Below are 25,462 nucleotides of genomic sequence, written 5' to 3'. Positions count from 1 at the left end.
CTCTCCACGGAGAGGCCTGATTTTGATCGATTGTTTTACTCAATTGCTTGGCAAATATTACCGTTCACGCAAGGCTTCTTTGGCTTTATTAAATGGCTTGATCAGATAATCCATCACGGTTTTTGAACCAGTACGAATATCCACGGTGGCCACCATCCCTGGAGTAATATTGAACTCCTGCCCGGCATTATTGCTGAGCTTGTCGCTATCGGTACGGATATACACCCGATAATAAAATTGATCCTGCTTGACTTCATCACGCAAGGTATCCGGTGAAATCATCGCAACTTTACCATTCAACCCACCATAGATCGAATAATCATAAGCTGTAATTTTAACCAATGCTTCCTGATCAGGGCGAATAAAGGCAATATCACGCGGCGAGATTCGTGCTTCAACCAGTAATTTTTCATCCAGTGGCACGATGGTCATCAACTTGCCATTTTGTGGAATCACGCCGCCCAGCGTCATCACATCAATCTCTTTGACTACACCGCGAACCGGTGATTTAAAAACAGTTCGGCTCAAAGTATCCGACTTGCCACGTACCACCTGTTGCTGGGTTTCTACATCAGTATTGGCTTTGGACAATTCTTCCCGCGCATTCACATAATATTGATTACGGATATCATTCATCTGATTACGCAGGTCATTGGCTTCACGTTTTAGACGCAACACTTCAACTTCACTGGCTGCCCCTTTGGCGACCAAGGGAGCGGTCATTTCCAGTTCTTGCTGCACCAGTAACAAAGCCTGTTCCAGGCCTGCAACAGATTCTTGCAAATTGGCTCGACGCGACTGATACAGGGCCGTTTCTTCTTTAACCAATTTGGGGTATTTCAACACTTCTTCAGGAAAGACCAACGGTGCGCCGGTGACTTCCGCACGTAAACGGGCTGAAGTGGCACGTGACGACACCAGCAAGGATTCTGATTCACCGACATTGGATTCAAAGCGGGTCGGATCAAGCTGGGCCAATACTTGCCCACGCTCGACAATTTCACCTTCTTTGACGTTGAGTGTGGTCAGAATACCGCCATCCAGAGACTGAATCACCTGCTCTTTGGATGATGGAATTATTTTCCCGGTACCGGTAGACACTTCTTCCAATTTGAATAACCAGGCCCAGCTCAGCAATACCAATAGGCCAATGCCGATAATCCAGATGATGACACTTGATTTCGGTAAGGGCGGTTCCTGAAAGCTGACCTTGCTGGAACGTTTTAGTTGCTGTAGTTCACTCATGCTCTTGCTCCTACAACCCGCTTATTACCACCCTGCGACTGATTCAGGATCTGATCCCGTGGCCCATCCATCACAATCTTGCCATCATTGACCACCAGAATACGATCCACCAGTTCCAATACCGCACGGCGATGGGTCGCAACGATCATCGTACGATGGGTTAAATAACCTTTAAGATGATCAATCAACTGTTTTTCTGACACATCATCAATGGCAGCGGTCGGTTCATCCAGTAGCAAAATTTTTGGTTGACGGATCAATAACCGTGCCAATAACAAGGCTTGACGCTGCCCACCAGAAAAGCCGACACCACCCTCTAAAATGATATGATCCAGTCCTTCTTTTTTCTCCTGTACAAATCCCAGTGCACCGGTAATTTGTAAGGCTTCCAGAATTTGCTGATCGGTGGCCAAAGGTGCACCCAAAGTCAGGTTTTCACGAATTGAACCATAAAATAACTGCGAGTTCTGATTTAGCAAACTCATATCACGCCGCACATCTGACGGATCAATCAGGGTCAGATCAATACCATCCAGCTTGACCTTGCCCTGTAACGGTGTCTGCATCCCAGACAAAAGCTGTAACAAGGTCGATTTTCCTGCACCATTACGGCCCAGAATCGCGATTTTCTCCCCCGGCTTGATTTCCAGCTTGGGAATCATCAAACTCGGTTTCGGATCATCATCGCCATATTTAAACACCACACCGTTGAGCTCATAATGCCCATCCAGTGCCGGACGATGAATCAGGTGCGAATAGTCCGGCTGATCCACCGGTTTTTTCATCAATTCATCCAGACCGGATTTCGCTACTTTGGCCTGCTGCAAGCGACCCAGTACGCCCGTAATTTTTGAAATTGGTGCCAGCATGCGTGAAGATAGAATCGAACAGGCCACCAGTGCGCCTGTGGTCATGTCACCCTCCATCACCGCAAAAGCCCCGACCAAGACTACAATTGCAAAGGTCAGTCCCTGAATTTTTTGGGTCCAGGCGGTCATCAAGCCGACAATTTTACGTTGCTGCATGCTGACATCGGCTGACACTTCATTCATATGATTCCACTGATTCTGGAAACGCGTTTCAGCTCTTAACAGCTTGATGTCTTCAATTCCTTGTACAGCTTCTACCAGCAAGGCATTGCGGATGGCAGATTCACGCATCCCCAACTGGGCCAGCTGTGCCAGTTTTTTCTGCGCCAGAATCCCTGGAAGAATCATTAAGGGCACAACGAGTAACATGACCCAGAACAGATTGCCACCGATCACCCAGAAGATGCCTAAGAACAGGAAGAAAAATGGCAGATCGGCAATGGCCGTAACTGTGGTTGAAGTCACCAGCTCGCGGACGCCTTCCAGCTCGCGAATTTGTGAAATAAAAGTTCCTGTCGATTTGGAACGTTCGCTGTTTTTAATCCGTAATGAATGACCAAATACCCGGTCAGAAATTTTTAAATCCGCGCGTTTACCAATAATGTCTGAAAGATAAATACGGGATACCCGTAATACAAACTCAAAAATCGCAGCGATCAGTACACCACCTGCCAACACCCATAACGTCGGAATGGATTGTGATGGAATGACACGGTCATAGACATTCATCGAGAAGACTATCGTGGCCAATGCCAGAATATTGGCAATTAAAGACGCAAACATCACATCGATATAGCGCTTCCAGTCATTCAGGACAATCGACCAGAACCAGTTTTTCTCAAAGGGTTTGATATATTCATCCACCCGCGCATCTGGAACTGAAGATTCAGGACGCAGCACATAAAGATGCTTTATGCCAACCTCTAACGGCTCAACTGTAAAGCTTTGAGATAAACCTTCATCACCACTGAGCTGTATGCTGACATTGCCCTGTGTATCGATGCGTTCAATCACGCCCACATCACCACTATCGAATTCAACCATTAAAGGTAAACGCCATGGATTCAGCAGGCTGCGCTCAAATTTATTTTTACGGAGATTTAAACCCATCTGACGACTGACAATCTTGAGCATGTCATCAATGTCATGATGCTGATTCCAGTCCAGTTGCAGGCGAATCCGCTCCTCAGAAGGTTCGATCCGGTAATGCCTGGCAATATTTAAAACTGCATGAAGCCAAGGTTGATAATTTATTATTGTAGTACTCATGGCTGAACTTCAAACCCCTGAATAGAAATACTGTTAAGCGCATAAATATCCCCTGTACGGCCCGTGACCTGAATGTACTGTACGATCGCCGAATAAATATCATAGCGTGCCGATTCAATTTCCTGCGCGGCACTATGAATGGCTTGCTCTGCATTCAGCAAATCCACCACGGTTCGGGTACCCAATTTATATTGTTCTTGATACAGCTCTTTGGTGCGTATCGTGGTTGCGCGGCGCTGGGATAAAACCCCCATTTGTTTTTGTTTATTTTCAATTTGCTCGCGGATCAAGCGCACCTGATCTAGCACATCCAGATAGACCGTATTAACCTGTGCGCGTGCAGCTTCTTCGGCATAGCTTGCGGCACGGGTCTGTGAACGTGTTGCACCACCCTGATACAAATTACTGCTGGCTTCAATCATGACTGAATTATAGAAGCCATCATCTTCATTATTATTCGGATTCCGTCCATTCATCGCCTGACTCAGACTGCCTTTAACACTAATAGTCGGATAAGGACTTAATCGCGCCTGATCTTTTTGCAAACGGGCAACATTGACCCCGGCATGGGCCAAAATCATGTTCGGAATCTGGGTAAATTCCGGATCCTGATAAAGATCGGCCTGTGCCACAATACGATCAGGAATATCCCATTCAATGGCGGATACATCAAATCCTAGCAAGGTACGCAAGCGTTGTTGATATTGTCTTAATTGGGTCTGCTGAACAATCAGATTCGATTGCGCTGCTTCCAGATTGGACTGGGCCTGAATTGGGTCGGCCTGACTGCTGATTCCGGCGCGGGCACGCAAATTGGCAATTTCTGCAATCCGTCCAATGCCCTGAATCTGCTGCTGGGCAATCTGGGTAATTTGCTGATAGCGTTTGATATTCACTATTGCATCTGCTACTTCAAATGCGATCTGATCCAGACTAACCAGCACCCTTGCCTGTTCTTCTGCTAAACGGGCTTCTTCCACACTGACATTGGTTTTAATTTTGCCAAAGTCATACAGCATCTGGGTGGCATTCAAAGAAACAATTTGTCGTCCACGTTCACCGGAAGTGAGATCACCTGTCCCGATACCACCGGACACCTGCGGATAATAACCCGCTCTCGCCACATCGATATTCGCGGCCTGCGCAGATAATGTCGAAATACTCTGTGTGATTTCAGGACGTCGCTGCACTGCCCGGTGTACAGCTTCTACCAAATTCATTTTTTGTGGAATACCAGCTGTGACCGTAGGACTGAAAGCTGGCTGTCCTGACTGTGGCCGGGTAATTTGCGGCAGCTCAGCTACTTTTGATGTATCTAATGAATAATGACCGAGCGAGGTAATATCAATGGTATGCGCTGACCGTGTCGGCTTGGGTACAATCAGCTGACCCAAGCCATTCTTGAGATTGGTAAAATAATGGGGTGAGCTTTCTGCATGCCCCAAAGACACAGATAAAGGCAAAAGAAGAATTAATCTCCTTCTTTTTCATTCTGTTTTCCCCTAATTTCTTTAAAAGTGTTCTGCTCTAAATCGCATAATTATGTAATGTTTTCTTGTTTTAGCATAACAATAGGTCAAATCACTTTAAAAGAAATCTTTTTCACTTTGATTTGATCAAAAAAAACCCTGCATCCGACAACTGGCGTCTGATGCAGGGTTTTTATATAAAGCAGGATTATTTAAACAGTGAAATCATCACCCAGATAAACTTTTCTTACGGTCTCATTCGCCAGGATTTCTTCTGGTGTACCTTCAGCAAGCAATGCACCTTCACTAACAATATAAGCATGCTCACAAATCGCCAGCGTTTCACGCACGTTATGATCGGTAATCAGCACCCCAATTCCGCGATCTTTCAAGGTCGTAATAATATCCTTAATATCTCCGACCGAAATCGGATCGACACCGGCAAAAGGTTCATCGAGTAGCATAAATTTTGGATCAGCCGCAAGTGCACGCGCAATCTCGGCACGACGTCGCTCCCCACCGGATACACTCATACCCAAGGAATCTTTGATATGGGTGATTTTAAAGTCTGCCAGTAGCTCCGCCAGACGTTGCTGACGTTGTGCCTTGGTCATATCTTTACGGGTTTCCAGAATTGCCATAATATTTTCTGAAATCGTCAGTTTTCGGAAAATTGAAGCTTCCTGCGGCAAATAACCAATCCCCTTACGTGCCCGTTCATGCATTGCGAGGTCGGAAAGATCCAGATCATCGAGATAGATTTCTCCCTTATCCATCCGCACCAGACCAACCACCATATAAAAACTGGTGGTTTTACCGGCACCATTTGGTCCCAGTAACCCAACAATCTGGCCACTTTCCATGCTGAACGATACATCTTTCACTACCCAGCGTTTATTATAGTTTTTCGCCAGATGTTTAATGGTTAAGGTTTGAACCTGCTGCGATTGCTCCATTAATCACGCGCTCCCGGGAAGGATGTTGAACTAGAGGGTGGAATCACGATTTGTACACGACCAGACGATGAACCGGTTTTGTTTGGTGTTCCGGTGGCTTCGATATCGCCTTTGTTCATGCTGTATTTTAAAGTCGCACCACGAATACTGGCACCGCCCTGTTGCAGGAAGGCATTGCCTGACAAGGTAATAATCCCGGTTTCAGCATTGTAGACAATTTTCTGCGCCTGACCTTTGGCAAGACCTTTGGCCGGATCCACTTTTTGCTGGAACTGTGCCGGGCTGCCAGTAGCCGTAATCAGGCTGATCTGACGCTTATTGTTCAGATTGGCCACAATCGAATTGGCTTGCAGCTTCATGGTGCCCTGTTCAATGATGACATTGCCCGAATACGTCGTCACACCCGTCCGCTCATTGAAAGTCGCCCGGTCAGCCAGCAAGGTGATTGGCTGGTTACGGTCAGATGGCAGTGCAAAAGCAGCGATTGAACCGAGTCCAACCACAGTCGCCAGCGTCATACGCTTCAGGAAAGTGTGCATCATTTTGGCTTTAGGAGTTTGGTTCATACTTTCCTCGAATATTAAAGAATTCGTATTGACCATCATTAAGATTGGCTTTAAGACCCTGGCTGACAAATTCAGCCTGTGGAGATTCCACAATCACTGTCTTGTCTGTTTCAATTTCACGTGTTTTCGGAAAAGCGGTCAGTTCTTCAGTACGAAACTGCATTTTCCCATTTTGCATGATTTTGGTGGCGAACACTTCTTGAGAGAGTACAACTTTTGTATTGTCATCATAACCATGCGCCATTTTGGCAAAGAAAGTTGCATCGACTTTGCCATTGTCATAAGTCGATGCTCGCAGATTTTCTAGCTTTGAAGTTTCTAGCTGCAGGTTCTGCTCAAGTCGGTCCACTTGGGCACGAACCGACACCTGGCCTGTTTCATCCGTCTGGGTTAAGTTAATATTTTGAGCGGAATAGGTCATGCTGCGCGCAGAATCTGCCTGCAGCTTGTTGCCCTTGCCGCTGTAATAGTAATAACCACCACTTATTGCGGCAATAATCACAGCCGTAATATATAAAACTTTAGTATCCATAAGCGGTGTACTTAATCCAAAAGATATGACTTATTAATAAGGCGCACGAGTATATTTTTCAAGTAACTCTTGGTACATGCCTTTGGACATTAACAGCATATCGCAGATTTCACGCACCGCACCACGTCCACCTTGGGCCTGAGTCACCAGATCGGCACGGCGGCGAACTTCAACATGACCATTAGGCACGGTCACTTTCATGCCGGCAATGGCAAAAGCAGACAGATCAGGCCAGTCATCGCCCATGTACAGGCAATCTTCAGGATCAATGTTGAGCTGTGCGCAGGCTTCACGAAGTGCTGTACCTTTGTCTTCACGGCCCTGATAGACCAGATCAACACCCAGATCCGACATACGCTTTTCTACGATATTGCTTTTACGTCCAGTGATAATAATCACCTTGATCCCTGCTTGCTGAACCAGTTTCATGCCCAGACCGTCACGAATATCAAAGGATTTGATCTCATCGCCAGTATTAGTCAGCGTTACAAAGCCATCACTTAAAATACCATCTACATCAAGCACCAGTGCTGCAATATGACGTGCCTGCTCTAATAATACATAAGATGCCATTTATTAATTTACCCCAGCCTGAATCAGGTCATGCATACTAATCACACCAATGACTTTATTGGCATCATCAACAACTACAAATTGATTAATTTTATGCTCATTCATACGTTCCAGTGCCACCACTGCACGTGCTTCCTGAGAAATGGTCAACGGATTTTTGGTCATCACGTCCTGAATAGCCAGATTGACATCAAAACCTTGCTGCTTATCAATCAAGCGACGCAAGTCACCATCGGTAAAAATCCCCAGCAACACATCATTTTCATCGACGACTGTGGTTAAGCCCAAGCGCTTGTTGGAAATTTCGTACAATACTTTATTCATGGCGGTATCTGGCGAGACTTTAGGTAAATCTGCGCCAGTACGCATCAGATGCTTCACATGCAATAACAGACGCTTACCCAGCGCACCTGCAGGATGTGAGCGTGCAAAATCATCCGAGGTAAAGCCGCGAGCATCCAATAAAGCTACCGCCAAAGCATCGCCCAAAGCCAATGTTGCCGTCGTTGACGATGTCGGCGCTAAACCCAGTGGACAAGCCTCCTGAATATTACCCAGCGTTAAAGCTACATCAGCATTTTGTGGCATTGGACCACGATCATCACCACTGATGGTAATCAGCGGAATTTCCAGATGATTGATCAGCGGCATCAGCATCATGATTTCATCACTCTTGCCCGAGTTTGAAATTGCAATCAGCACATCACCAGCCACCAGCATCCCTAAGTCACCATGACCGGCTTCACCTGGATGCATAAAGAATGAGGGAGTTCCGGTCGAAGCAAAGGTCGCCGCCATTTTACGGCCAATATGACCTGACTTGCCCATTCCGGTAATCACCAGACGGCCAGTACACTGTAGAATAATTTCACATGCCCGGCTAAAACGGTCATCAATCTGTGTTGCTAAAATCTGTAGTGCATTTTCTTCGATGCGCAGTGTTTCAAGTGCGACTTTCTGGAAATCTAGTTGATTCGCTGTTTTTTGTGGATTCAAAGCCTGTTTACCTACGCTAAGGACAGAAAAAAACTCTGGTTTGATGGGCATAATTTTCGCAATTTTAGCATAGCTATGCAATTGTAAGCTTTCTAAATATAGAAGATTCGACGGATTTTTAATATATTCAGATTGTATTCAACTTGCGCAATCTGGTATCTCCGCCTCTACATTCACTCCATTTTTAAAGCGGTTATATGCGCTTGTTTTTATTTTTATAGAAACACGCTTACGCTATCCAAAATAAGTTTGGGTCAAATCAGACCAGACTCATTCAAATATAATTCCATCAGACTGGCAAACACTGCCTCTGAAAATGTAAGCTCAATATTCGCTATTTCACTTCCTGAACCCCTTCTTTATAAATCACTCTCGTTGCCTAACTCCCCTAAATAACTGAGGCTTTTTACGCTTTTATCTTTATGAATAATTATGCTTAGGTTAAGATGATTCATCCTTTTATTTGAAGTCTTTTGAACAGCTATGCAACCATTTGTTCTATATAACTCAGAGCAACGCAAAAAAGTAGAATTCGTACCTCGTGTTGAAGGTCAAATTGATCTGTATGTCTGTGGTATGACGGTTTATGACTACTGTCATATTGGACATGCACGTACAGTGGTTGCATTTGACTATATTATCCGTTTCCTGCGTAGCCAAGGCTGGAAAGTCAAATATGTGCGTAATATTACGGATATTGACGACAAAATTATTAAACGTGCCAATGAAAATGGCGAAAGTATCTCAGAATTAACAGGTCGCTTTATTGATGCGATGAATGAGGATTTTGCCAAACTGGGCTGCCTTGCACCTGATGTAGCACCTAAAGCCACAGATTACATCGATCAAATGCAAGCAATGATCGGCAACCTGGTCGACAAAGGTACGGCTTATCCTTCCAATAATGGCGATGTCTACTTTGAGGTCGAGAAATTCGCCAAATACGGTCGTCTATCTGGCCGTAAACTAGAAGATATGCAAGCGGGTGCGTCTGAACGTGTCGATGTCGAAGTTGAAAAGAAACATCCATTTGACTTTGTACTGTGGAAACATGCCAAGGAAAATGAGCCATCATGGGCATCACCGTGGGGTAATGGCCGTCCAGGCTGGCACATCGAATGTTCCGCAATGTCGACCTGCTGCCTAGGCAATCATTTCGATATTCATGGCGGTGGTGCTGATTTAACCTTCCCGCATCATGAAAATGAAATTGCACAATCTGAAGCATCTACTGGCGAACAGTATGTCAATTACTGGATGCATGCCGGATTTATTAATGTCGATGGCGAGAAAATGTCGAAGTCTTTAGGCAATTTCTTCACTATTCGCGACGTGATTGAAAAATTCCATCCGGAAGTGGTGCGTTATTTCATTGTGTCTTCCCATTATCGTAGCCCGGTGAATTACTCGGATGTTGCCTTAAAAGAAGCAAAAAATACCTTGTCTCGTTTCTACCATTCTTTTAAAACCTATCAGGCGGTTTATGGTGATCATCTGATTGAAACTCTGGATGAGGCTTTGGTTGAGCGTTTCAATGCCGCTATGCGTGATGATTTCAATACGCCTGAAGCGATTGCGGTATTGTTCGAAATCAATAAAGAGCTGAATCGTACCATGAAAGAAGAAAATGCGGAACAGGCAGCGATCTACTACGCAACTTTACGTCACCTGACCAATATTCTCGGTCTGGTACAGCAAAATGTAGATGAGTTCCTCAAATCTGACATTGGTCAAGAAGCTCTAGGATTGTCACCTGAACAAATTGAAGATTTGATTCAACAGCGTCAGGATGCCAAGAAAGCCAAAGAATTCGCACGCGCAGACGAAATCCGTCAATCTTTACTTGATCAAGGTGTTGTTCTTGAGGATACCCGTCAAGGTACAGTTTGGCGCCGTGCTGATTAATTAATCAAACAGATTTATAGGGAGTTGACACTGCTGTGGAATTCTCTATAATTCACCTCATTGCGGGAATAGCTCAGTTGGTAGAGCATAACCTTGCCAAGGTTGGGGTCGGGAGTTCGAGTCTCCTTTCCCGCTCCAGAATACGAAAAACCCTTATCGAAAGATAAGGGTTTTTTTATTGTGTTTGAAAAAAATTTATTAATAAAATGTATATCTCAAATCACTTATTCATCCTCTTTTACCCTGACAATTTTTTTGGGTTATTCATGACAAAGTGCTATTGTGGATAAACTTTAAAACTTTCAATCCCTTTCATAACGATATCGTTTCATGACTTATAAATTAAATGCTCGTCATCTAATTCTAGATCTTTTATATGCCTCTAAAAACTCCACCCTGTCTATTAAGCGGATATTAACTGCTGCTGAATTATTGGGTATATCTGACAATGGTATCCGTGTCGCTGTGGCCCGATTAAATCAGGAAAATGTGATTCAAGCTGTAGAGCGCGGCGTATATCAATTGCTAGAGAAAAAATTCGATACTTCTTTTATCAGCTTAAACAAACACCCTGATATGCAAACGGCGACCACATGGAACGGAAAATATGTATTGGTCTATACCGGCACTTTGGGACGTGTAGACCGTACTGCCTTATCTAAAAGAGAAAAAGCGCTGCGTTATTATGGTTTTCAGGAACTAGAGCAAAATGTTTTTATTCGTCCCGATAATTTAACGCTAAACCTAAGTCCATTAAAAACAGCTGTAATCCAGTTTGGATTAGATCCTGACGCACGTTTTTTCCAAGTCAGTCAACTGGAAAGTGAAACCGAAGTTCGTGATTTATGGGATATCGAAGAGCTACATCAGACCTATCATGCAGTACAGCATGCTATCAACGACTGGTTTGAGAATTACCAGAATCTGACTTTAGCAGAGGCTGCAAAAAGTGCCTTTTATCTAGGTAAATCTGCCCTATTTAGTTTGCGTGCTGACCCCTTACTTCCTGCAGAATGGATAGACACAGATGCTCGACAACAATTTGAGCTCGCAGTCCGCAAAATAGAAAAACAGGGTCAACTTTTATGGCAACACTATTTTAAAGACCAAGGGGTCTAATTTATTTCTTTTTTATACACAAAAATGAATTGACTGTAATATTTCATCCAAATATATTGAATAAAGCAATAAGAACTAAATATAGGCAGAAGAATGAACAGAAAGGTCAGTGTCACAGAACTTTTTAGTCGTGACGAAATTAAAGAACTCACCACGACCTCAGACTTACACGGTGCCTGGGCAGTAGGTTCAACCTGGACCGTAATTGTCATGACCTTTGGTACGGTTGCCTATAGCTGGGAATATTTACCTACATGGGGAAAAATCCTGATATGTGCATTGGCATTGGCTATTCTTGCTGGACGCCAGCTTGCGATGGCTATTTTGATGCATGATGCCTCGCACCATAGCCTGTTCAAAACCAAATGGTTAAATACCCATCTGACTGATTGGCTCTGTGCACGCCCGATCTGGAATGATGTCAGCAAATACCGTCCTTATCACCTGAAACATCATGCTAAAACCTCGCAGCCAGATGATCCTGACTTGGGGTTGGTAAAAAACTTTCCCATTACGCAAAGCTCACTATTCAGGAAATTCTTCCGTGACCTGAATGGGCAATCGGGGCTTAAATTTCTCGCTGGTCGAGTATTAATGGATCTGGAATTGCTGGAATGGAGTGTTTCCAATGACCCCAAGCCAATTCCGCATGGTGATCGCAGCAATTTAGAGTTAGCGAAAAACTTGCTTAAAAATAGTTCTGGTATGTTAATTTCAAATGCAGCAATTTTTTCTGCTCTGTGGGCCAGCGGCCATCCTAAAATGTATTTATTATGGCCTCTCGCCTATATCACTCCATTTCCTTTGTTCATCCGCATCCGCGCTATGGCTGAGCATGCGGGCCTAGAAACCAGTCATTCCGCCCTTAGCAATACCCGCACCACCCGTGCAGACTGGCTGGCACGTGCTTTGGTTGCCCCGATTCATGTGAACTATCATATTGAACATCATTTAATGGCCTCTGTTCCGCATCAAAAGCTGGCGAAAATGCACCAGATGTTAAGAGAGCGTCAGTATGTCGATGCTCCGCCAAGTTATCTGGATGTGATTCGCTCACTTTTAAAAAAATAATCAACTTTCCCGATGCTTAGATTATTCCACTTCAATGCTGATGGCTTTCGGCATGTGAATGCGGATGTGAGGATTGTCCCCGATGTTCTAGTGGGCAGTCTTCCGCTTCGATCTGCAAGGTCATCTCGGTAATATGATGCTCATGGTGGAGCATCTCAAAGGCCTGATGACGCAGTTTCTGATAATCCACATTCGGCGCAACCAGATGCACAGTCAGCATGACTTTTTTGGAGGTAATTGCCCAAACCTTGAGCTGATGAATGTCCTGAACCCCTTCGAGCGCCAAAAGATCGTGGCGTAATTTTTCAATATCAATTTCATCCGGCACACCTTCAAGCAGAATATTGATGCTCTGTTTCAGCAAAATCCAGGTTCTTGGCAACACCCAAAATCCGATCAATACCGCAATCAGCGTATCCACCCACATCCAGCCAGTCAAATAAATCACTAGTGCTCCAATAATCACGCCTACAGATCCCAGTGCATCACTGAGCACTTCCAGATATGCACCTTTGACATTGAGACTTTCTTGACTGCTGGACACCAGTATTTTCATGGAAATCAGGTTAATGATCAGCCCCAAAACAGCAACAATCATCATGCCAAGGCTCTGGATTTCTGGCGGATAACTCAAACGCTGATAAGCTTCAAACAAAATATAAATCGCAACCACAAACAGCATCACGGCATTAAACAGGGCAGCCAAAATCTCAAAGCGCTGATAACCAAATGTCCGTTTATTGTCTGCCGGTTTTTGCCCAATTTTGATAGCGACTAAAGCGATAGCCAGTGCAGCAGCATCGGTAAACATATGCGCAGCATCAGAAAGTAGGGCCAAACTTTGAGTTAGAAAACCAGCAATCACTTCCACAATTAAAAAAGTCGTGGTTAATGCCAACGCTATTGATAATTTTTTGGCATTTTTTGCAGTCACGGCGACATGACTATGTTCATGATGATGTGAATTCCCCACCGGCCCCTCCCTCCTTCTTATTCAACGAGGACTGTATCCTCAGCATCTTTTCAAGTTTTGTTCTGATTCATATTACGCTTGAATTTTACCTATTTAAGTAGGTTTTTTATGAACTGTTTTATCAGTCGACATTAGATTAAAGTTTTAGCTTTTTCATGTTCTGCCAGCCAGGCCTGTACCGAAGCACGCTTAAAATTACGCTCGACATATTCTATTATTTTCACAGGAAGTTTCACCTGATGGCTCAACAAACGATGCAACATAAAGGCCAGATCAAAGTCTGCAATTGACCAGTGTTCAGTCAACCATATGTCCTCCAGCATATATTCTGCCACATTCACCAAGCGCTGAATTTCTTCAGTGATCGAAGCTGTAAGAGGTATAGACATTTTTGCTAGATGAAATACCGAATCGGAAGGCATCTGCTGGCGGATTTGCATAAAATCGGTTTTGACCAAGGCTTGTATGGCCCGACATTTAGCTCTAGCATAAATTTCCTTAGGATATAAGGCTGGATAATTAGGTGCTGGAAAGGCATCTTCCAAAGATTCAGTGATCGCCCATGATTCAAACAGGCTAAAGTTATCTACTATTAAACACGGAACTTTAGCACTTGGACAAATGGCTTGATAAGCCGCAGATTTCTGTTGCTGCTGATCTAAATCAATCACGATTTCCTGAAAATCTAAACCCTTTTCTTTTAAGGCAACATAGACCGACATGGCATAAGGGCTGATTCTATTTTTATCGACATATAAACGTATATTTTGCATATCCTTGATCCTGATGGTCTTGTTATTTTTATTCAGTACGGCAGCCTTACTCTACTCCCTTTCCTATATAAAAGGAAAAATGAACTGCTTCATGTAGCGATCACACGAAAATGTTTACACAGTTGCCGATAGCGCAGCGATGTTCATTATTTTCTATTTTGCACATGATGTGGGGCATAAAGCCTTTTATTTTGCTTTTGATTCACGTTAAATTAAATCATTCTCTTGATATCAAAAAACTATGCTGAACTTAGCCCACCTCTCCGATACCGTGTATGCCATTCAACATTTGGCTTTTGAAGACTTAGGTGCTTGGGAAGATATTTTTTATCAGCTCGGCTTACGTGTGCGTTATTTCGAAGCTGGCATCGATGATCTTACCAAGGCTTTTAAACATCCTGGATTAACAATTATTCTCGGTGGCCCGATTGCAGTCTATGAAACTGAGGATTACCCTTTCTTACAACAAGAAATAGACTTACTTAAAGTTCGACTGGAAAAGAATTTACCGACTTTAGGCATCTGTTTAGGTGCGCAGTTAATTGCTGCTGCATTGAATGCTAAAGTCTATCCCGGAGATGTGAAGGAAATTGGCTGGTCTAAACTCAGTCTTGCTTCTATTGAAAACAATCCACTAAAAGCTCTGGAGGATATTGACGTCCTGCATTGGCATGGTGATACCTTTGACCTACCTGAACAGGTAGAATTACTGGCCAGCTCTGATCTTTATCCAAATCAGGCCTTTCGGGTAGGACAGAATATTCTAGCACTACAATTCCATGCTGAAGTGGCCAGTGAAAGTTTAGAGAAATGGCTGATTGGACATACCTGTGAGTTACGCAAAGCCCAGATCAATATTCCCGCCTTACGGGCGGATCATCAAAGCTATGCGCCCGCGCTTGAACAGGCCGCCAGTTCGGTATTGCTGCATTATTTAGAAAACTTGCAACTTAAATCACCGTAATAAAAAAGCACCCAGTTGGGTGCTTTTTTAATTTGTCATGCTTATTTTTTCGGAGCAGGAACAGAAGCCTCGGTAGTAATGTTCACTGTAATTTTATCGCCCACATTTGGAACATAACCGCCTACCCCAAAGGCTGAACGGTTAAATGAAGTGGTTGCATTGAAACCAATCGTTTGTAATTTGGTCATTGGGTGCACGCCTTGTTTATTTAAAACTGCGTCCAGTACCACAGGTTTAGTGACATCTTTTACGGTTAAGTTACCGGTGATTTTGTATTTGTTTTTGCCTAAAGCCTGAACTTTAGTACTTTTAAAAGTGATATTCGGATATTTGGCAGCATCAAAAAATTCTGCTGTCTTAATATGGTCATCCAGCGCTTTCACATTCGTATTAATGCTTGCAACCGGGATGTTCACATTGACCGAAGAATTCGCAGGTTTTGCATTATCAACATTAATCGTACCCTGGATGTCACTGAAGTTTGCAGATGGTGTAGAGAAACCAAAGTGGCTCCAAGAGAACACCGTTGCTGAATGAGTCGGGTCAATCGTATAGGCCACTGGTTTTGCCATAGAAACTGTTGCTACAGATGCGACCGCCAAGCCTAATGCTAATGTTTTGAAATTCATGTTTTTATCTCACGTTTTGGATGTTATTAAGTGTATAGAATCTGGAACCGTTTACAGCCCTAAAGATAAAACGTTTTGTTGCAGTGATGAAACGATAAAATTGTAAGTTATTTTTTTTAATTTTTGAGCTTTAATCCATACGGTACTGGATGAATCCAGTTTTCTTGGCGACTTTGTTATACAACGCTTGTGCCTGATGATTTGATTCCTGAGTCAGCCAGTAAACCCGGTCGCAATTACGCTGCTGTGCAACCTGATAGACATGTTGAATCAACTTACGCGCCACACCCTTTCCCCGATAGTCAGGATGGGTAAATAGATCCTGCAAATAAGCATATGGTCTTACTGTCCAGCTACTGTTATGTTCGATGACATGCACCATCCCAACGACCTTTCCATCAATCAAGGCCGCAAAACCGTATATTGAATCTAATTCATAATTGGTTAATTTATCCCAGGTATTTTCACTCACCTCATCCGAAATTTGCGTCTGATAAAAGCGTTGATAGTCTTGCCATAAAAATAGCCATTCCGGCTGTGATATTTGCTCTAGAGATTTGATCTGGATCTGGGGCTGTATATTCATGTTTAACCGCTTCTTTGGCTTATTTCTTTAATTTAAGTCGTTTCGATAGTGGTCGCTGAATTTTTATAGCGGCCTAAACCTAGCTTTATCTCATCTGATGTTCATAAGCAACCTGTCAGATGAAAATCATCCGGCATAAAAAAGTCCCAATCAGGGACTTTTCATGCTTTATGTTTAAAGTTTTTCAACCAGAATACGATCAACCTGTTTTAGGCCAGTCGTCTTTTCATGATTTTTACGACGCACTTTAATGATATTTTCTTCGGCTAATTCTGCAGCATTAAATCAACTGCAACCATCGCTTCAAGAGGTAATTCCTGTCCGATCCACTTGAGTTCGCCTGCATCCATTAAAGTAATTTCATCGTTAATTTGTTCATACAAGCTCATGTTCATCTCACTCTTTCATTTCGACTATGGGAGAACTTTCTAACAGTTGCCACATGAAAACAACGCTAAAAAGCAAAAGACGCCCCAAAACTGGAGCGCCTTTTAATAAACCGCCTAATCAGTTGATTATGCAGTAATCTCTTTTACAGCTGCAACCACTGCTTCAGTGGTAATCCCGAAGAACTGGAACAGATCTTTTGCAGGTGCAGATTCACCATAAGTGGTCATACCAATGACACGACCATCAAGACCTACAAATTTCCACCAGTAATCTACATGTGCAGCTTCAACAGCAACACGTGCACGAATATTCGTTGGAAGAACTGCTTCACGATAAGCTGCATCTTGCTTCATGAATTCTTCAGCACATGGCATAGACACTACGCGCACGCCTTCAAGCTGTGCATAAGCTTCCATTGCAAGAGATACTTCAGAACCAGTAGCAATAATGATGGCTTTCAATTCACCTTTTTCTTCAGCCAGTACATAACCACCTTTCGCAGCGCTCTCAATTTGAGCTTGAGTACGGTTTTGGAATGGCAAGTTCTGACGAGAGAAGATCAATGCAGTTGGACCTTCGGCACGCGTTAATGCAGATTTCCAAGAAATTGCTGCTTCAACAGTGTCACATGGACGCCACGTATTCAGGTTTGGTGTACCACGAAGTGATGCGATCTGTTCAACAGGTTGGTGCGTTGGACCATCTTCACCCAGACCAATTGAGTCATGCGTATAAACGTGGATTACACGCTGTTTCATTAATGCTGACATACGTACGGCATTACGTGCATATTCCATAAACATCAGGAATGTTGCTACATAAGGGATGAACCCGCCATGCAGTGCAACACCATTCGCGATTGCAGTCATACCGAATTCACGTACGCCATAGTGTACGTAGTTACCTGCCGGATTGTCCTGTACGCCTTGCGCGCCTTTCCAAAGGGTCAGGTTAGAACCTGCAAGATCCGCAGAACCACCTAGAACTTCTGGCAATAATGGAACAAGTGCTTGCAATGCATTTTGGCTCGCTTTACGCGTTGCGATCGTTTCAGCTTTGGCATTCACTTCTGCAATATAAGCATCCGCTTTTGCAACGAAGTCAGCCGGTAATTCACCAGATAAACGACGTTTAAGCTCAGCTGCTTCAGTTGGATATTTTGCAGCATAAGCAGCAAATGTTTCGTTCCAAGCTGCTTCTGATTCAGCACCTTTGGCTTTCGCATCCCAAGCTGCATAAACATCTTCAGGAATTACAAATGCTTCATCAGTCCAGCCTAGTGCTTCACGAGTCAAGACGATTTCGTCATGACCGAGTGGTGCACCATGACTGTCTTCTTTACCTTGCTTGTTTGGTGAACCCAAACCAATCACGGTTTTACAGATAATGATGGTTGGTTTAGCAGTTTCAGCTTTCGCCTCAACAGTTGCCTGACGGATTGCATCTGCATCGTGACCATCAACTTTAATCACTTGCCAGCCGTACGCCAAGAAGCGTTGTTCTGTATCGTCAGAGAACCAGCCTTCCACTTCGCCATCAATCGAGATGCCATTGTCGTCATAGTAAGCAATCAATTTGCCCAGACCCAATGTACCCGCCAAAGAACATGCTTCGTGAGAAACACCTTCCATCAAACAGCCATCGCCGAGGAAGCAATAAGTGAAGTGATCTACAACTTGGATGTCGTCTTTGTTGAATTGCGCAGCTAGAGTTTTTTCAGCCAGTGCAAAACCGACAGCATTCGCGATGCCTTGACCTAAAGGACCAGTCGTCGTTTCAATCCCTGGTGCATAGCCCAACTCCGGGTGACCAGGTGTTTTAGAATGAAGTTGACGGAATGCTTTAAGATCTTCAATCGAAAGATCGTAGCCCGTTAAATGAAGAAGCGCATATTGAAGCATAGAGCCATGGCCATTTGATAATACAAAACGGTCACGGTTTGCCCAATTCGGGTTGGTCGGGTTGTGGTTCATGAATTCACGCCAAACCACATCAGCGATATCTGCCATCCCCATTGGAGCACCTGGATGTCCTGAGTTTGCTTTTTGCACAGCATCCATTGCCAATACACGAATTGCGTTTGCAATACGACGTTCATTAAGCGGGGTTGTCATAAATCAGAGTCCAAAATATTCAGAAATAGGAAATGATGAAAAGACTTTCAAAACTGCTGTCTATTGTCTTAAAAAAACAGCGAGGGGTAAAGACTAACCAACAATATTTATCAGTTTATTGAGTGTCTCTTGCCTTATCGTACAATTATTCCACATTTCTTCTTCGGCTTCGGTTCTCTGTGCTGATTTTCAGATTGAATTATCCTTCATTTCAAAAGCGACTTTAGTTTCTGTATCTGGATTCCAAGCTGATAAACAGGATTGAATTTATGCTGATTTTGTTTCTATTTCATATGTCTCACACTATTATTTTTGAAGAAAATTTATATGACTCTCTGATCTATTCATAATGTAATTTGTATTAAATTTTATAAAATATTGGCAGGATTGTTTGATATACAGGTGAAAATCTAATTTGCTTAGGCTAATTTCCAACCTCGGTAGACTTATTGTCCCTGACAGTCTTTAGGCAAATAGCGCTGCTGAATATCAGTGGAGTAACATTTGCCACTATGAACGTCAAAAGCAACCGATTTCCCGCGAATCGCAGCATCTACTCCCTGCTCTCCTATCTTGAACTCTATCCGGCATGCGGCATTAATGATCACTTTTTCGATATATTGACCATGCCCACCAATCTCACGTCCGGCATCACAGTGCTGATCCGAAGCAATAAACTGGGTTCGATATGCTCCAGCTTGCTCAAATACTTCGGCCAATTGATTACGTACGATATAAGCTTGATAACTCATAAAAGCCATCGTTACTAAAATCGCGATAATGATGAGCACGATCAGCACTTCAATCAGGGTAAATGCCTTTTGATACATGATTTCTGATCTCCGTACAGTCTTGCTCCAAGAAGTCCATAGCAAAAGATGTCGTCATTCCTAACCAGCTAATGTGGAAGACTTAGCGCTAATATGAAGACACGCTTGAACATCAGCAAGACAGTTGGTCGCAAGGCGCACAGCCTGAATCCACTTTATTGATGTAATGATCACTTGCTTAAGTAAATTTTAAATTTTGAGCTTTGTATTTTTTCTATCATCTATTTTTTAAGATTTAATCGGAAATCTAAGCATTTAATTTTATGACAGTCTGATGGATTAAAATATTGTTGCTTCATATTCCTCAATCAATAATGCTGTCTAAATAGATATATCAATTTTTTTAATTCTATTAATCAATTAAAAACACAATAATTTGAAACAATTTCGACCAATTTTGTCGTGTTAAGCTAGTCCTAGAGCGCAACTCGATGTAACATATCGGGTCTTTAAAATTAACTGTGATAGGACTATGCGCGAGTACGCTGTATTTACTTCGGAATCTGTAAGCGAAGGCCATCCAGATAAAATGGCTGACCAAATCAGTGACGCTATTTTGGATGCAATCTTAAAAGAAGACCCATATGCACGGGTTGCTTGTGAAACGCTTGTAAAAACAGGTGCGGTTGTACTTGCCGGTGAAATCACAACGACAGCAAATGTTGATTTTGAGGCAATTGTACGTCATACCGTAAACGGAATTGGTTACCACCATTCTGATCTTGGTTTTGATGGTTCAACCTGTGCCGTGATCAACATGATTGGTAAACAGTCACCTGAAATTGCTCAGGGTGTAGACCGCCAGAAACCTGAAGATCAGGGTGCCGGCGACCAAGGTTTAATGTTCGGTTATGCAAGCCGCGAAACTGATGTATTAATGCCTGCGCCGATTTCATATGCGCATCGCTTGATGGAAAAGCAGGCTGAATTACGCCGTAATGGCACCTTGCCATGGTTACGCCCAGATGCAAAAAGCCAGGTAACATTTGCTTATGAAAATGGCGTACCAGTTCGTTTGGATGCAGTCGTTCTTTCGACTCAACATGATCCTGAAATCACGCAAGCGAACCTGAAAGAAGCTGTGATTGAAGAGATTGTAAAAAAAATCATTCCTGCTGACATGTTCCATGCAGAGACCAAATTCCACATCAACCCAACGGGTATGTTTGTGATCGGTGGTCCTGTGGGTGACTGTGGTTTGACTGGACGTAAAATTATCGTAGATACCTACGGTGGTATGGCACGTCACGGCGGTGGTGCTTTCTCTGGTAAAGATCCATCTAAAGTTGACCGCTCTGCTGCATATGCAGGTCGTTATGTAGCGAAAAACATCGTTGCTGCTGGCCTGGCTGACAAGTGTGAAATTCAGGTGTCTTACGCGATTGGTGTTGCTGAGCCAACTTCAATTTCAATCAATACCTTCAATACTGCAAAAGTCTCTGAAGAATTGATTATTGCACTGGTTCGTGAACATTTCGACTTACGTCCATATGGCATTACCCGTATGCTTGACCTGATCCAGCCGATGTATAAGCAAACTGCTGCTTATGGTCACTTCGGTCGTGAAGGTTCAGATACTGCATTTACCTGGGAAAAAACTGACAAAGTGGAAGCGCTTAAAGCGTCTGCTGGTCTATAAGTTTTTCTTAAAAAAAGCCTGCATCATGCGGGCTTTTTTTATGTCTTTCATTTCTTCATCTTTAGAATTATCTCTAGGTCGTGATGACAAATATTTAAATGCCAAGCTTCATACTATAACCTGCCTATCGAATGATACTATTAAGACTTCCCTCTCTGTGAATATCACTATTTGAATAGCCACCGATTTTGTAGACACCTTTTAGTTAGATAAAATGGCTAATTAACGAGGTGCTTATGAGCAGTAAACGATACCCTGAAGAATTCAAAATTGAAGCAGTAAAACAAGTCACTGAGAAAGGTCATAGTGTGGCTGAAGTTGCTACACGTTTAGGAACCACTACACATAGTCTGTATGCTTGGATCAAACGTTATGATCCACAGCAGCCCAAGACAACAGAATCTAGTGATCCAACTACAGAATTAGCGAAATTAAAAAAAGAGCTGCAAAGGGTCACTGAAGAAAGGGACATATTAAAAAAGGCCGCTTCGCAAGCCAGTCCAAATGAGGTACGCCTTTATTCGGGACAACCAACATATATGGTCTGTTCGTCGTTTATGTTCAACGTTAGATGTTCATCACAGTGGTTATTACGCCTGGTTAAAGAAACCTACCAGTATAACTGCAAGGAAGCGGCAACAGCTTTCAGGATTAATTAAACAGTTCTGGTTGGAATCTGGCGGAGTCTACGGTTATCGCAAGATTCATTGTGATTTGAAAGACGTTGGCGAAAGTTGCGGTATCAATCGAGTACATCGACTCATGAAGGCGAATGGTCTCAAGTCACAGCGTGGCTATCGCAAACCTAGAGCTAATGTTAGTACTCCATCGATTGTGGCTCGAAATACTTTAGACAGACAGTTTAACCCCACCCAGCCCAACCAGTTGTGGGTGACTGACATCACTTATATTCGCACTCATGAAGGATGGCTGTATCTTGCAGTAGTAATCGACCTATTCTCACGGCTAGTCGTTGGCTGGTCTATGAAGTCGAGAATCACAACAGATCTGGTTTTAGATGCTCTACTGATGGCTTTGTGGCGAAGAAGCCCAAAAAACAAAGTCCTGATTCATTCTGATCAAGGTAGCCAATACACCAGTCATGAATGGCAGACATTTCTCAAGCATCACAACCTTGAAAGCAGTATGAGCCGGCGTGGAAACTGCCATGATAATGCTGTTGCTGAGAGCTTCTTTCAGCTGTTAAAGCGAGAGAGGATCAAGAAGAAAATCTATGTGACAAGAACTGAAGCAAGGTCGGATATCTTTGAATATATAGAGATGTTCTATAACTCAAAACGCAGACATGGTTCCAATGGTCAGCGTTCTCCATTAGATTATGAAAAGGCCCATCAAAAGATGGTTATGTGTGTCTAGAATTTTGGTGGCTATTCAATTCCATGAAACTTAAGACAACTTCCGACTGAGCCATTACAGTATAAGTATCGAAAAAAGTTACAGTTAATCAACAAATGTTGATCTATTTGCTAGCATAAATCTAAATAAATGGCTGCTAAATTAGATTGCAGCTCTACAACAACAAAAGGATATTACTCGATGAATAAATTACTGATTGCTTTAGGTTTGGCGACCACTGTTGCCTTAGTCGGCTGTAGTAAAGAAGAAGCGCCTGAAACCGGCGCAACCACAGGTGAGCATTTAGAAAATGCAGCCAATCAAGCCGGTCATGATATGGAAGATGCCAGCCGTGAGGCTGCGGTAGAAACCGAACGAGCAATGGATAATGCCGCGGAAAATACTGCTCAGGCAGCGGACGAAGCAGCTGCTGCAACGTCTAGAGCAGCAGATGCCACTGCGGAAGCAGCACGTAAAGCAACTGCAGCAACAGCTGCGGCAGTTGAGGAAGGTGCCGGAGAAGTTCGGGAAAAAGCTGAAAACTGATTTTAGCATTCAGCTTGATGTTTAAAAGCCTGCGATTGCAGGCTTTTTTATCAGAGATGATTTTAAATATCGAATGATCTAAATTGAAATTGCATTATTTCTTGATGGGATCAATTTTTTATCTAAATGATTCGATAAAATCAGATAAATTGATAAAACTTATCAAGTATTAGAATGACTTAATTGTGATTGAATCGGCAAAACGGGCTGCATTTAAACTGAAATTCAGTAGAATACCAGCCTTTATTTTTAAAATTTAATCTCCCATGTCAGTCATTGTTGCTGCTTCCCAACGGTCGAATATTTCGGTCTGGGCAGCTTTTATTTTGCTTATCATAGGTACAATCGGTGCCTATCAAATCGTAGGCTTAAATCAGGCCCTATTATTTTTGGTTGGTGGTGCACTGGGCATGACCCTGTACCATGCTTCATTTGGTTTTACTTCGAGCTGGCGTGTCTTTATCAAGGAACGTCGCGGCCGTGGTTTACGTGCGAAGATGATTATGCTGGCGCTGGCAGTTTTACTGTTCTTCCCCGCTTTAGGTGCAGGTGAATTGTTCGGCAACCCAGTCAAAGGCAATGTTAACCCTGTTTCCATGTCAGTCATGATTGGTGCCTTTATTTTCGGTATCGGTATGCAACTTGGTGGCGGTTGTGCATCAGGTACGCTGTATACCGTCGGTGGCGGTAGTGCACGTATGCTGGTGACGCTCTTGTTCTTCTGTATCGGGTCTGTGATTGCGACCTCCCACCTTGACTGGTGGTTTGCCCTGCCACATCTTGAGCCTATTTCACTGGTAGAAAGTTTAGGCGTCCTCCCTGGATTGCTGTTGAGCTTTATCGTTTTTGCCATCATTGCTGCGGCGACTGTTTATTTCGAAAAGAAACGTCATGGCAGCCTGGAAATTGAGCCACGCAGTGAATATCAGGGCTGGAAGCGCTTTATTCGTGGTCCATGGCCTTTGATTTGGGGCGGTATTATCCTGACCTTACTCAACTTTGCTACTTTGGCACTGGCAGGTCGTCCTTGGGGCGTGACCTCTGCACTGGCTGTGTGGGGTGCCAAAGGTGCAAGTCTTGTAGGTGTTGATGTAGCTTCTTGGGATTATTGGCAAAGAGCAGGCAATGCCAAAGCACTGGCAGAATCATTATGGTTTGATATTACCTCAATGATGAACTTCGGTATCATGCTGGGTGCTTTGTTGGCAGCAAGTTTGGCAGGTAAATTTGCGCCGAATTTCAATATTCCAAAACGTTCACTGATTGCTGCTGTTGTAGGTGGCATAATGCTGGGCTACGGCGCACGCTTAGCTTATGGGTGTAATATCGGCGCATATTTCAGTGGGATTGCGTCGGGTAGTCTGCATGGCTGGTTATGGCTGGTCTTCGCTTTTATTGGTAACGGGATCGGGGTAAAACTTCGTCCGATTTTCTTCTCGGATGAAAAACCGCAGTCTGAAAAACTGACCGGTTGCTAATGCTTAAAATCAAAAAAGCCCATCTGTGATGGGCTTTTTTCTGGCTTTAGGATTTACAGCGCAGCTTTTAAATTACAGCCATAACCCATGGTCTGCTGAACCTGACGATAAGTCGTATAACGATCCAGAATAAAGGTATAAAAATGATCAGCATCAGAGAAATTAGCTTTTAAATTTTCATTCTTTGCATTGGGCAATTTAATGTCATCGACCAGTTCCAGATTGTAATGTCCCAAACGGAACATATCGGCAAAATAACTATTCATCATATCGCAATAGGCGATTTTACTAGGTTTTAATGCGGTACTGCTAACGAGATGCTGGTTCAAGCTTTGCAGATTATTGACATCTAAAGGAAACTGGTGTGCGAAAGCAATGCTTTCGACTTTCTTAAATTTCTGAAAGTCTTGGGCTAACTGGACATTGAGTGCATCAAAACGTTGCTGCAGTTCCTGTGCGGTCTGAACCTGATATTTGGCTGGATCTACGACCGGTTTTTGTGGTTGTTCCGAACATGCAGTTAATCCAGTGAGCAGCGCTAATGACGTTAGCCATACCTTCATGTTTATACACTCAATTTAAATATACCAATGCTTATTATGCCTGAAAGCAGC

General features: G+C 43.3%; 23 protein-coding genes, 1 tRNA gene and 1 pseudogene. 9 read left to right on the top strand and 16 right to left on the bottom strand.

The features are described 5' to 3' along the window. Positions 1 to 57: 57 nt before the first annotated feature. The 8 genes from FTT86_RS11750 to FTT86_RS11715 form a co-directional block, all read right to left on the bottom strand. Complete coding sequence (locus tag FTT86_RS11750; protein WP_180087255.1) at positions 58 to 1,245, bottom strand: HlyD family efflux transporter periplasmic adaptor subunit; 1,188 nt, start codon at positions 1,243 to 1,245, stop codon at positions 58 to 60. Further along, positions 1,242 to 3,383 carry a type I secretion system permease/ATPase gene (locus tag FTT86_RS11745; RefSeq protein ID WP_180087254.1) on the bottom strand — a complete coding sequence of 714 codons (2,142 nt, stop codon included), beginning with the start codon at positions 3,381 to 3,383 and terminating at the stop codon, positions 1,242 to 1,244. Before FTT86_RS11745 ends, FTT86_RS11750 begins: the two co-directional genes overlap by 4 nt. After that, positions 3,380 to 4,846, bottom strand: coding sequence for a TolC family outer membrane protein (locus FTT86_RS11740; protein WP_180181280.1), 1,467 nt, complete (start codon positions 4,844 to 4,846; stop codon positions 3,380 to 3,382). Before FTT86_RS11740 ends, FTT86_RS11745 begins: the two co-directional genes overlap by 4 nt. Before the next feature lie 218 nt (positions 4,847 to 5,064). Continuing rightward, complete coding sequence (lptB, locus tag FTT86_RS11735; RefSeq protein ID WP_005104345.1) at positions 5,065 to 5,808, bottom strand: LPS export ABC transporter ATP-binding protein; 744 nt, start codon at positions 5,806 to 5,808, stop codon at positions 5,065 to 5,067. Beyond that, positions 5,808 to 6,374 (bottom strand): lipopolysaccharide transport periplasmic protein LptA, encoded by a 567-nt coding sequence (gene lptA / locus FTT86_RS11730; RefSeq protein WP_180181279.1) that lies wholly within the window; start codon positions 6,372 to 6,374, stop codon positions 5,808 to 5,810. Before lptA ends, lptB begins: the two co-directional genes overlap by 1 nt. Then, positions 6,358 to 6,906 carry an LPS export ABC transporter periplasmic protein LptC gene (lptC, locus tag FTT86_RS11725; protein ID WP_004729873.1) on the bottom strand — a complete coding sequence of 183 codons (549 nt, stop codon included), beginning with the start codon at positions 6,904 to 6,906 and terminating at the stop codon, positions 6,358 to 6,360. Before lptC ends, lptA begins: the two co-directional genes overlap by 17 nt. A gap of 33 nt (positions 6,907 to 6,939) precedes the next feature. After that, entirely contained in the window at positions 6,940 to 7,479 is a 540-nt protein-coding gene (locus FTT86_RS11720; protein ID WP_004279958.1) for an HAD family hydrolase, read from the bottom strand. A gap of 3 nt (positions 7,480 to 7,482) precedes the next feature. Next, entirely contained in the window at positions 7,483 to 8,526 is a 1,044-nt protein-coding gene (locus FTT86_RS11715) for a KpsF/GutQ family sugar-phosphate isomerase (RefSeq protein WP_257229657.1), read from the bottom strand. Positions 8,527 to 8,958: 432 nt separating this feature from the next. On the opposite strand from FTT86_RS11715, the gene cysS reads away from it, so the two are divergent. The 4 genes from cysS to FTT86_RS11695 all read left to right on the top strand — a co-directional run bounded on the left by cysS (position 8,959) and on the right by FTT86_RS11695 (position 12,570). Beyond that, positions 8,959 to 10,380 (top strand): cysteine--tRNA ligase, encoded by a 1,422-nt coding sequence (cysS, locus tag FTT86_RS11710; RefSeq protein WP_180181278.1) that lies wholly within the window; start codon positions 8,959 to 8,961, stop codon positions 10,378 to 10,380. Between the two features lie 62 nt (positions 10,381 to 10,442). Beyond that, a tRNA-Gly gene (locus tag FTT86_RS11705) sits at positions 10,443 to 10,518 on the top strand. Between the two features lie 192 nt (positions 10,519 to 10,710). Next, positions 10,711 to 11,499 carry a PaaX family transcriptional regulator C-terminal domain-containing protein gene (locus tag FTT86_RS11700; RefSeq protein ID WP_071851225.1) on the top strand — a complete coding sequence of 263 codons (789 nt, stop codon included), beginning with the start codon at positions 10,711 to 10,713 and terminating at the stop codon, positions 11,497 to 11,499. Positions 11,500 to 11,592: 93 nt separating this feature from the next. Continuing rightward, positions 11,593 to 12,570 carry a fatty acid desaturase family protein gene (locus FTT86_RS11695; RefSeq protein ID WP_071851223.1) on the top strand — a complete coding sequence of 326 codons (978 nt, stop codon included), beginning with the start codon at positions 11,593 to 11,595 and terminating at the stop codon, positions 12,568 to 12,570. Positions 12,571 to 12,601: 31 nt separating this feature from the next. On the opposite strand, the gene FTT86_RS11690 is transcribed toward FTT86_RS11695, so the two are convergent. Then, positions 12,602 to 13,543 carry a cation diffusion facilitator family transporter gene (locus tag FTT86_RS11690; RefSeq protein WP_071851221.1) on the bottom strand — a complete coding sequence of 314 codons (942 nt, stop codon included), beginning with the start codon at positions 13,541 to 13,543 and terminating at the stop codon, positions 12,602 to 12,604. A gap of 131 nt (positions 13,544 to 13,674) precedes the next feature. Beyond that, positions 13,675 to 14,316 (bottom strand): glutathione transferase, encoded by a 642-nt coding sequence (gene yfcF, locus FTT86_RS11685; RefSeq protein WP_180181277.1) that lies wholly within the window; start codon positions 14,314 to 14,316, stop codon positions 13,675 to 13,677. A gap of 241 nt (positions 14,317 to 14,557) precedes the next feature. On the opposite strand from yfcF, the gene FTT86_RS11680 reads away from it, so the two are divergent. Continuing rightward, positions 14,558 to 15,280, top strand: coding sequence for a glutamine amidotransferase (locus FTT86_RS11680; RefSeq protein WP_071851216.1), 723 nt, complete (start codon positions 14,558 to 14,560; stop codon positions 15,278 to 15,280). Positions 15,281 to 15,321: 41 nt separating this feature from the next. On the opposite strand, the gene FTT86_RS11675 is transcribed toward FTT86_RS11680, so the two are convergent. The 5 genes and pseudogenes from FTT86_RS11675 to FTT86_RS11655 form a co-directional block, all read right to left on the bottom strand. Further along, complete coding sequence (locus FTT86_RS11675; RefSeq protein ID WP_004646669.1) at positions 15,322 to 15,909, bottom strand: YceI family protein; 588 nt, start codon at positions 15,907 to 15,909, stop codon at positions 15,322 to 15,324. Positions 15,910 to 16,039: 130 nt separating this feature from the next. After that, positions 16,040 to 16,495, bottom strand: a complete 456-nt coding sequence (locus tag FTT86_RS11670) for a GNAT family N-acetyltransferase (protein ID WP_004646668.1) — start codon at positions 16,493 to 16,495, stop codon at positions 16,040 to 16,042. 174 nt (positions 16,496 to 16,669) lie between these two features. Continuing rightward, a pseudogene (locus FTT86_RS11665) lies at positions 16,670 to 16,884 on the bottom strand (hypothetical protein). A gap of 126 nt (positions 16,885 to 17,010) precedes the next feature. Then, a complete protein-coding gene (tkt, locus tag FTT86_RS11660) occupies positions 17,011 to 18,999 on the bottom strand; it encodes a transketolase (protein WP_071851214.1) in 1,989 nt (662 codons plus the stop codon). Between the two features lie 446 nt (positions 19,000 to 19,445). Beyond that, positions 19,446 to 19,829: a pilin gene (locus tag FTT86_RS11655; protein WP_071851212.1), complete on the bottom strand. Its 384-nt coding sequence runs from the start codon at positions 19,827 to 19,829 to the stop codon at positions 19,446 to 19,448. Positions 19,830 to 20,301: 472 nt separating this feature from the next. Between FTT86_RS11655 and metK the strand changes: the two genes are divergently transcribed. The 4 genes from metK to FTT86_RS11635 all read left to right on the top strand — a co-directional run bounded on the left by metK (position 20,302) and on the right by FTT86_RS11635 (position 24,848). After that, the gene (gene metK, locus FTT86_RS11650; protein ID WP_004729886.1) at positions 20,302 to 21,468 is read left to right on the top strand and encodes a methionine adenosyltransferase; all 1,167 of its coding nucleotides are present in this window, start codon (positions 20,302 to 20,304) and stop codon (positions 21,466 to 21,468) included. A 236-nt stretch (positions 21,469 to 21,704) separates the two neighbouring features. Beyond that, positions 21,705 to 22,845 (top strand): IS3 family transposase gene (locus FTT86_RS11645; protein WP_373886129.1). Its coding sequence is split into 2 segments (ribosomal slippage): positions 21,705 to 21,965 and positions 21,967 to 22,845, totalling 1,140 coding nucleotides; the frame shifts between segments, so codons are not numbered across the junction. A gap of 180 nt (positions 22,846 to 23,025) precedes the next feature. Beyond that, complete coding sequence (locus tag FTT86_RS11640) at positions 23,026 to 23,370, top strand: hypothetical protein (protein WP_005104359.1); 345 nt, start codon at positions 23,026 to 23,028, stop codon at positions 23,368 to 23,370. Positions 23,371 to 23,636: 266 nt separating this feature from the next. Then, positions 23,637 to 24,848: a YeeE/YedE family protein gene (locus FTT86_RS11635; RefSeq protein ID WP_180181276.1), complete on the top strand. Its 1,212-nt coding sequence runs from the start codon at positions 23,637 to 23,639 to the stop codon at positions 24,846 to 24,848. 53 nt (positions 24,849 to 24,901) lie between these two features. Here the strand turns inward: FTT86_RS11635 and FTT86_RS11630 are convergent, their stop codons facing one another. Next, positions 24,902 to 25,411 carry a hypothetical protein gene (locus FTT86_RS11630; RefSeq protein ID WP_004646660.1) on the bottom strand — a complete coding sequence of 170 codons (510 nt, stop codon included), beginning with the start codon at positions 25,409 to 25,411 and terminating at the stop codon, positions 24,902 to 24,904. Between the last annotated feature and the right edge of the window lie 51 nt (positions 25,412 to 25,462).

This window comes from Acinetobacter sp. YH01021 (genome assembly GCF_013420255.1).
Taxonomy (GTDB): Bacteria; Pseudomonadota; Gammaproteobacteria; order Pseudomonadales; family Moraxellaceae; genus Acinetobacter.
This window is presented reverse-complemented; position numbering and strand designations above follow the sequence as displayed.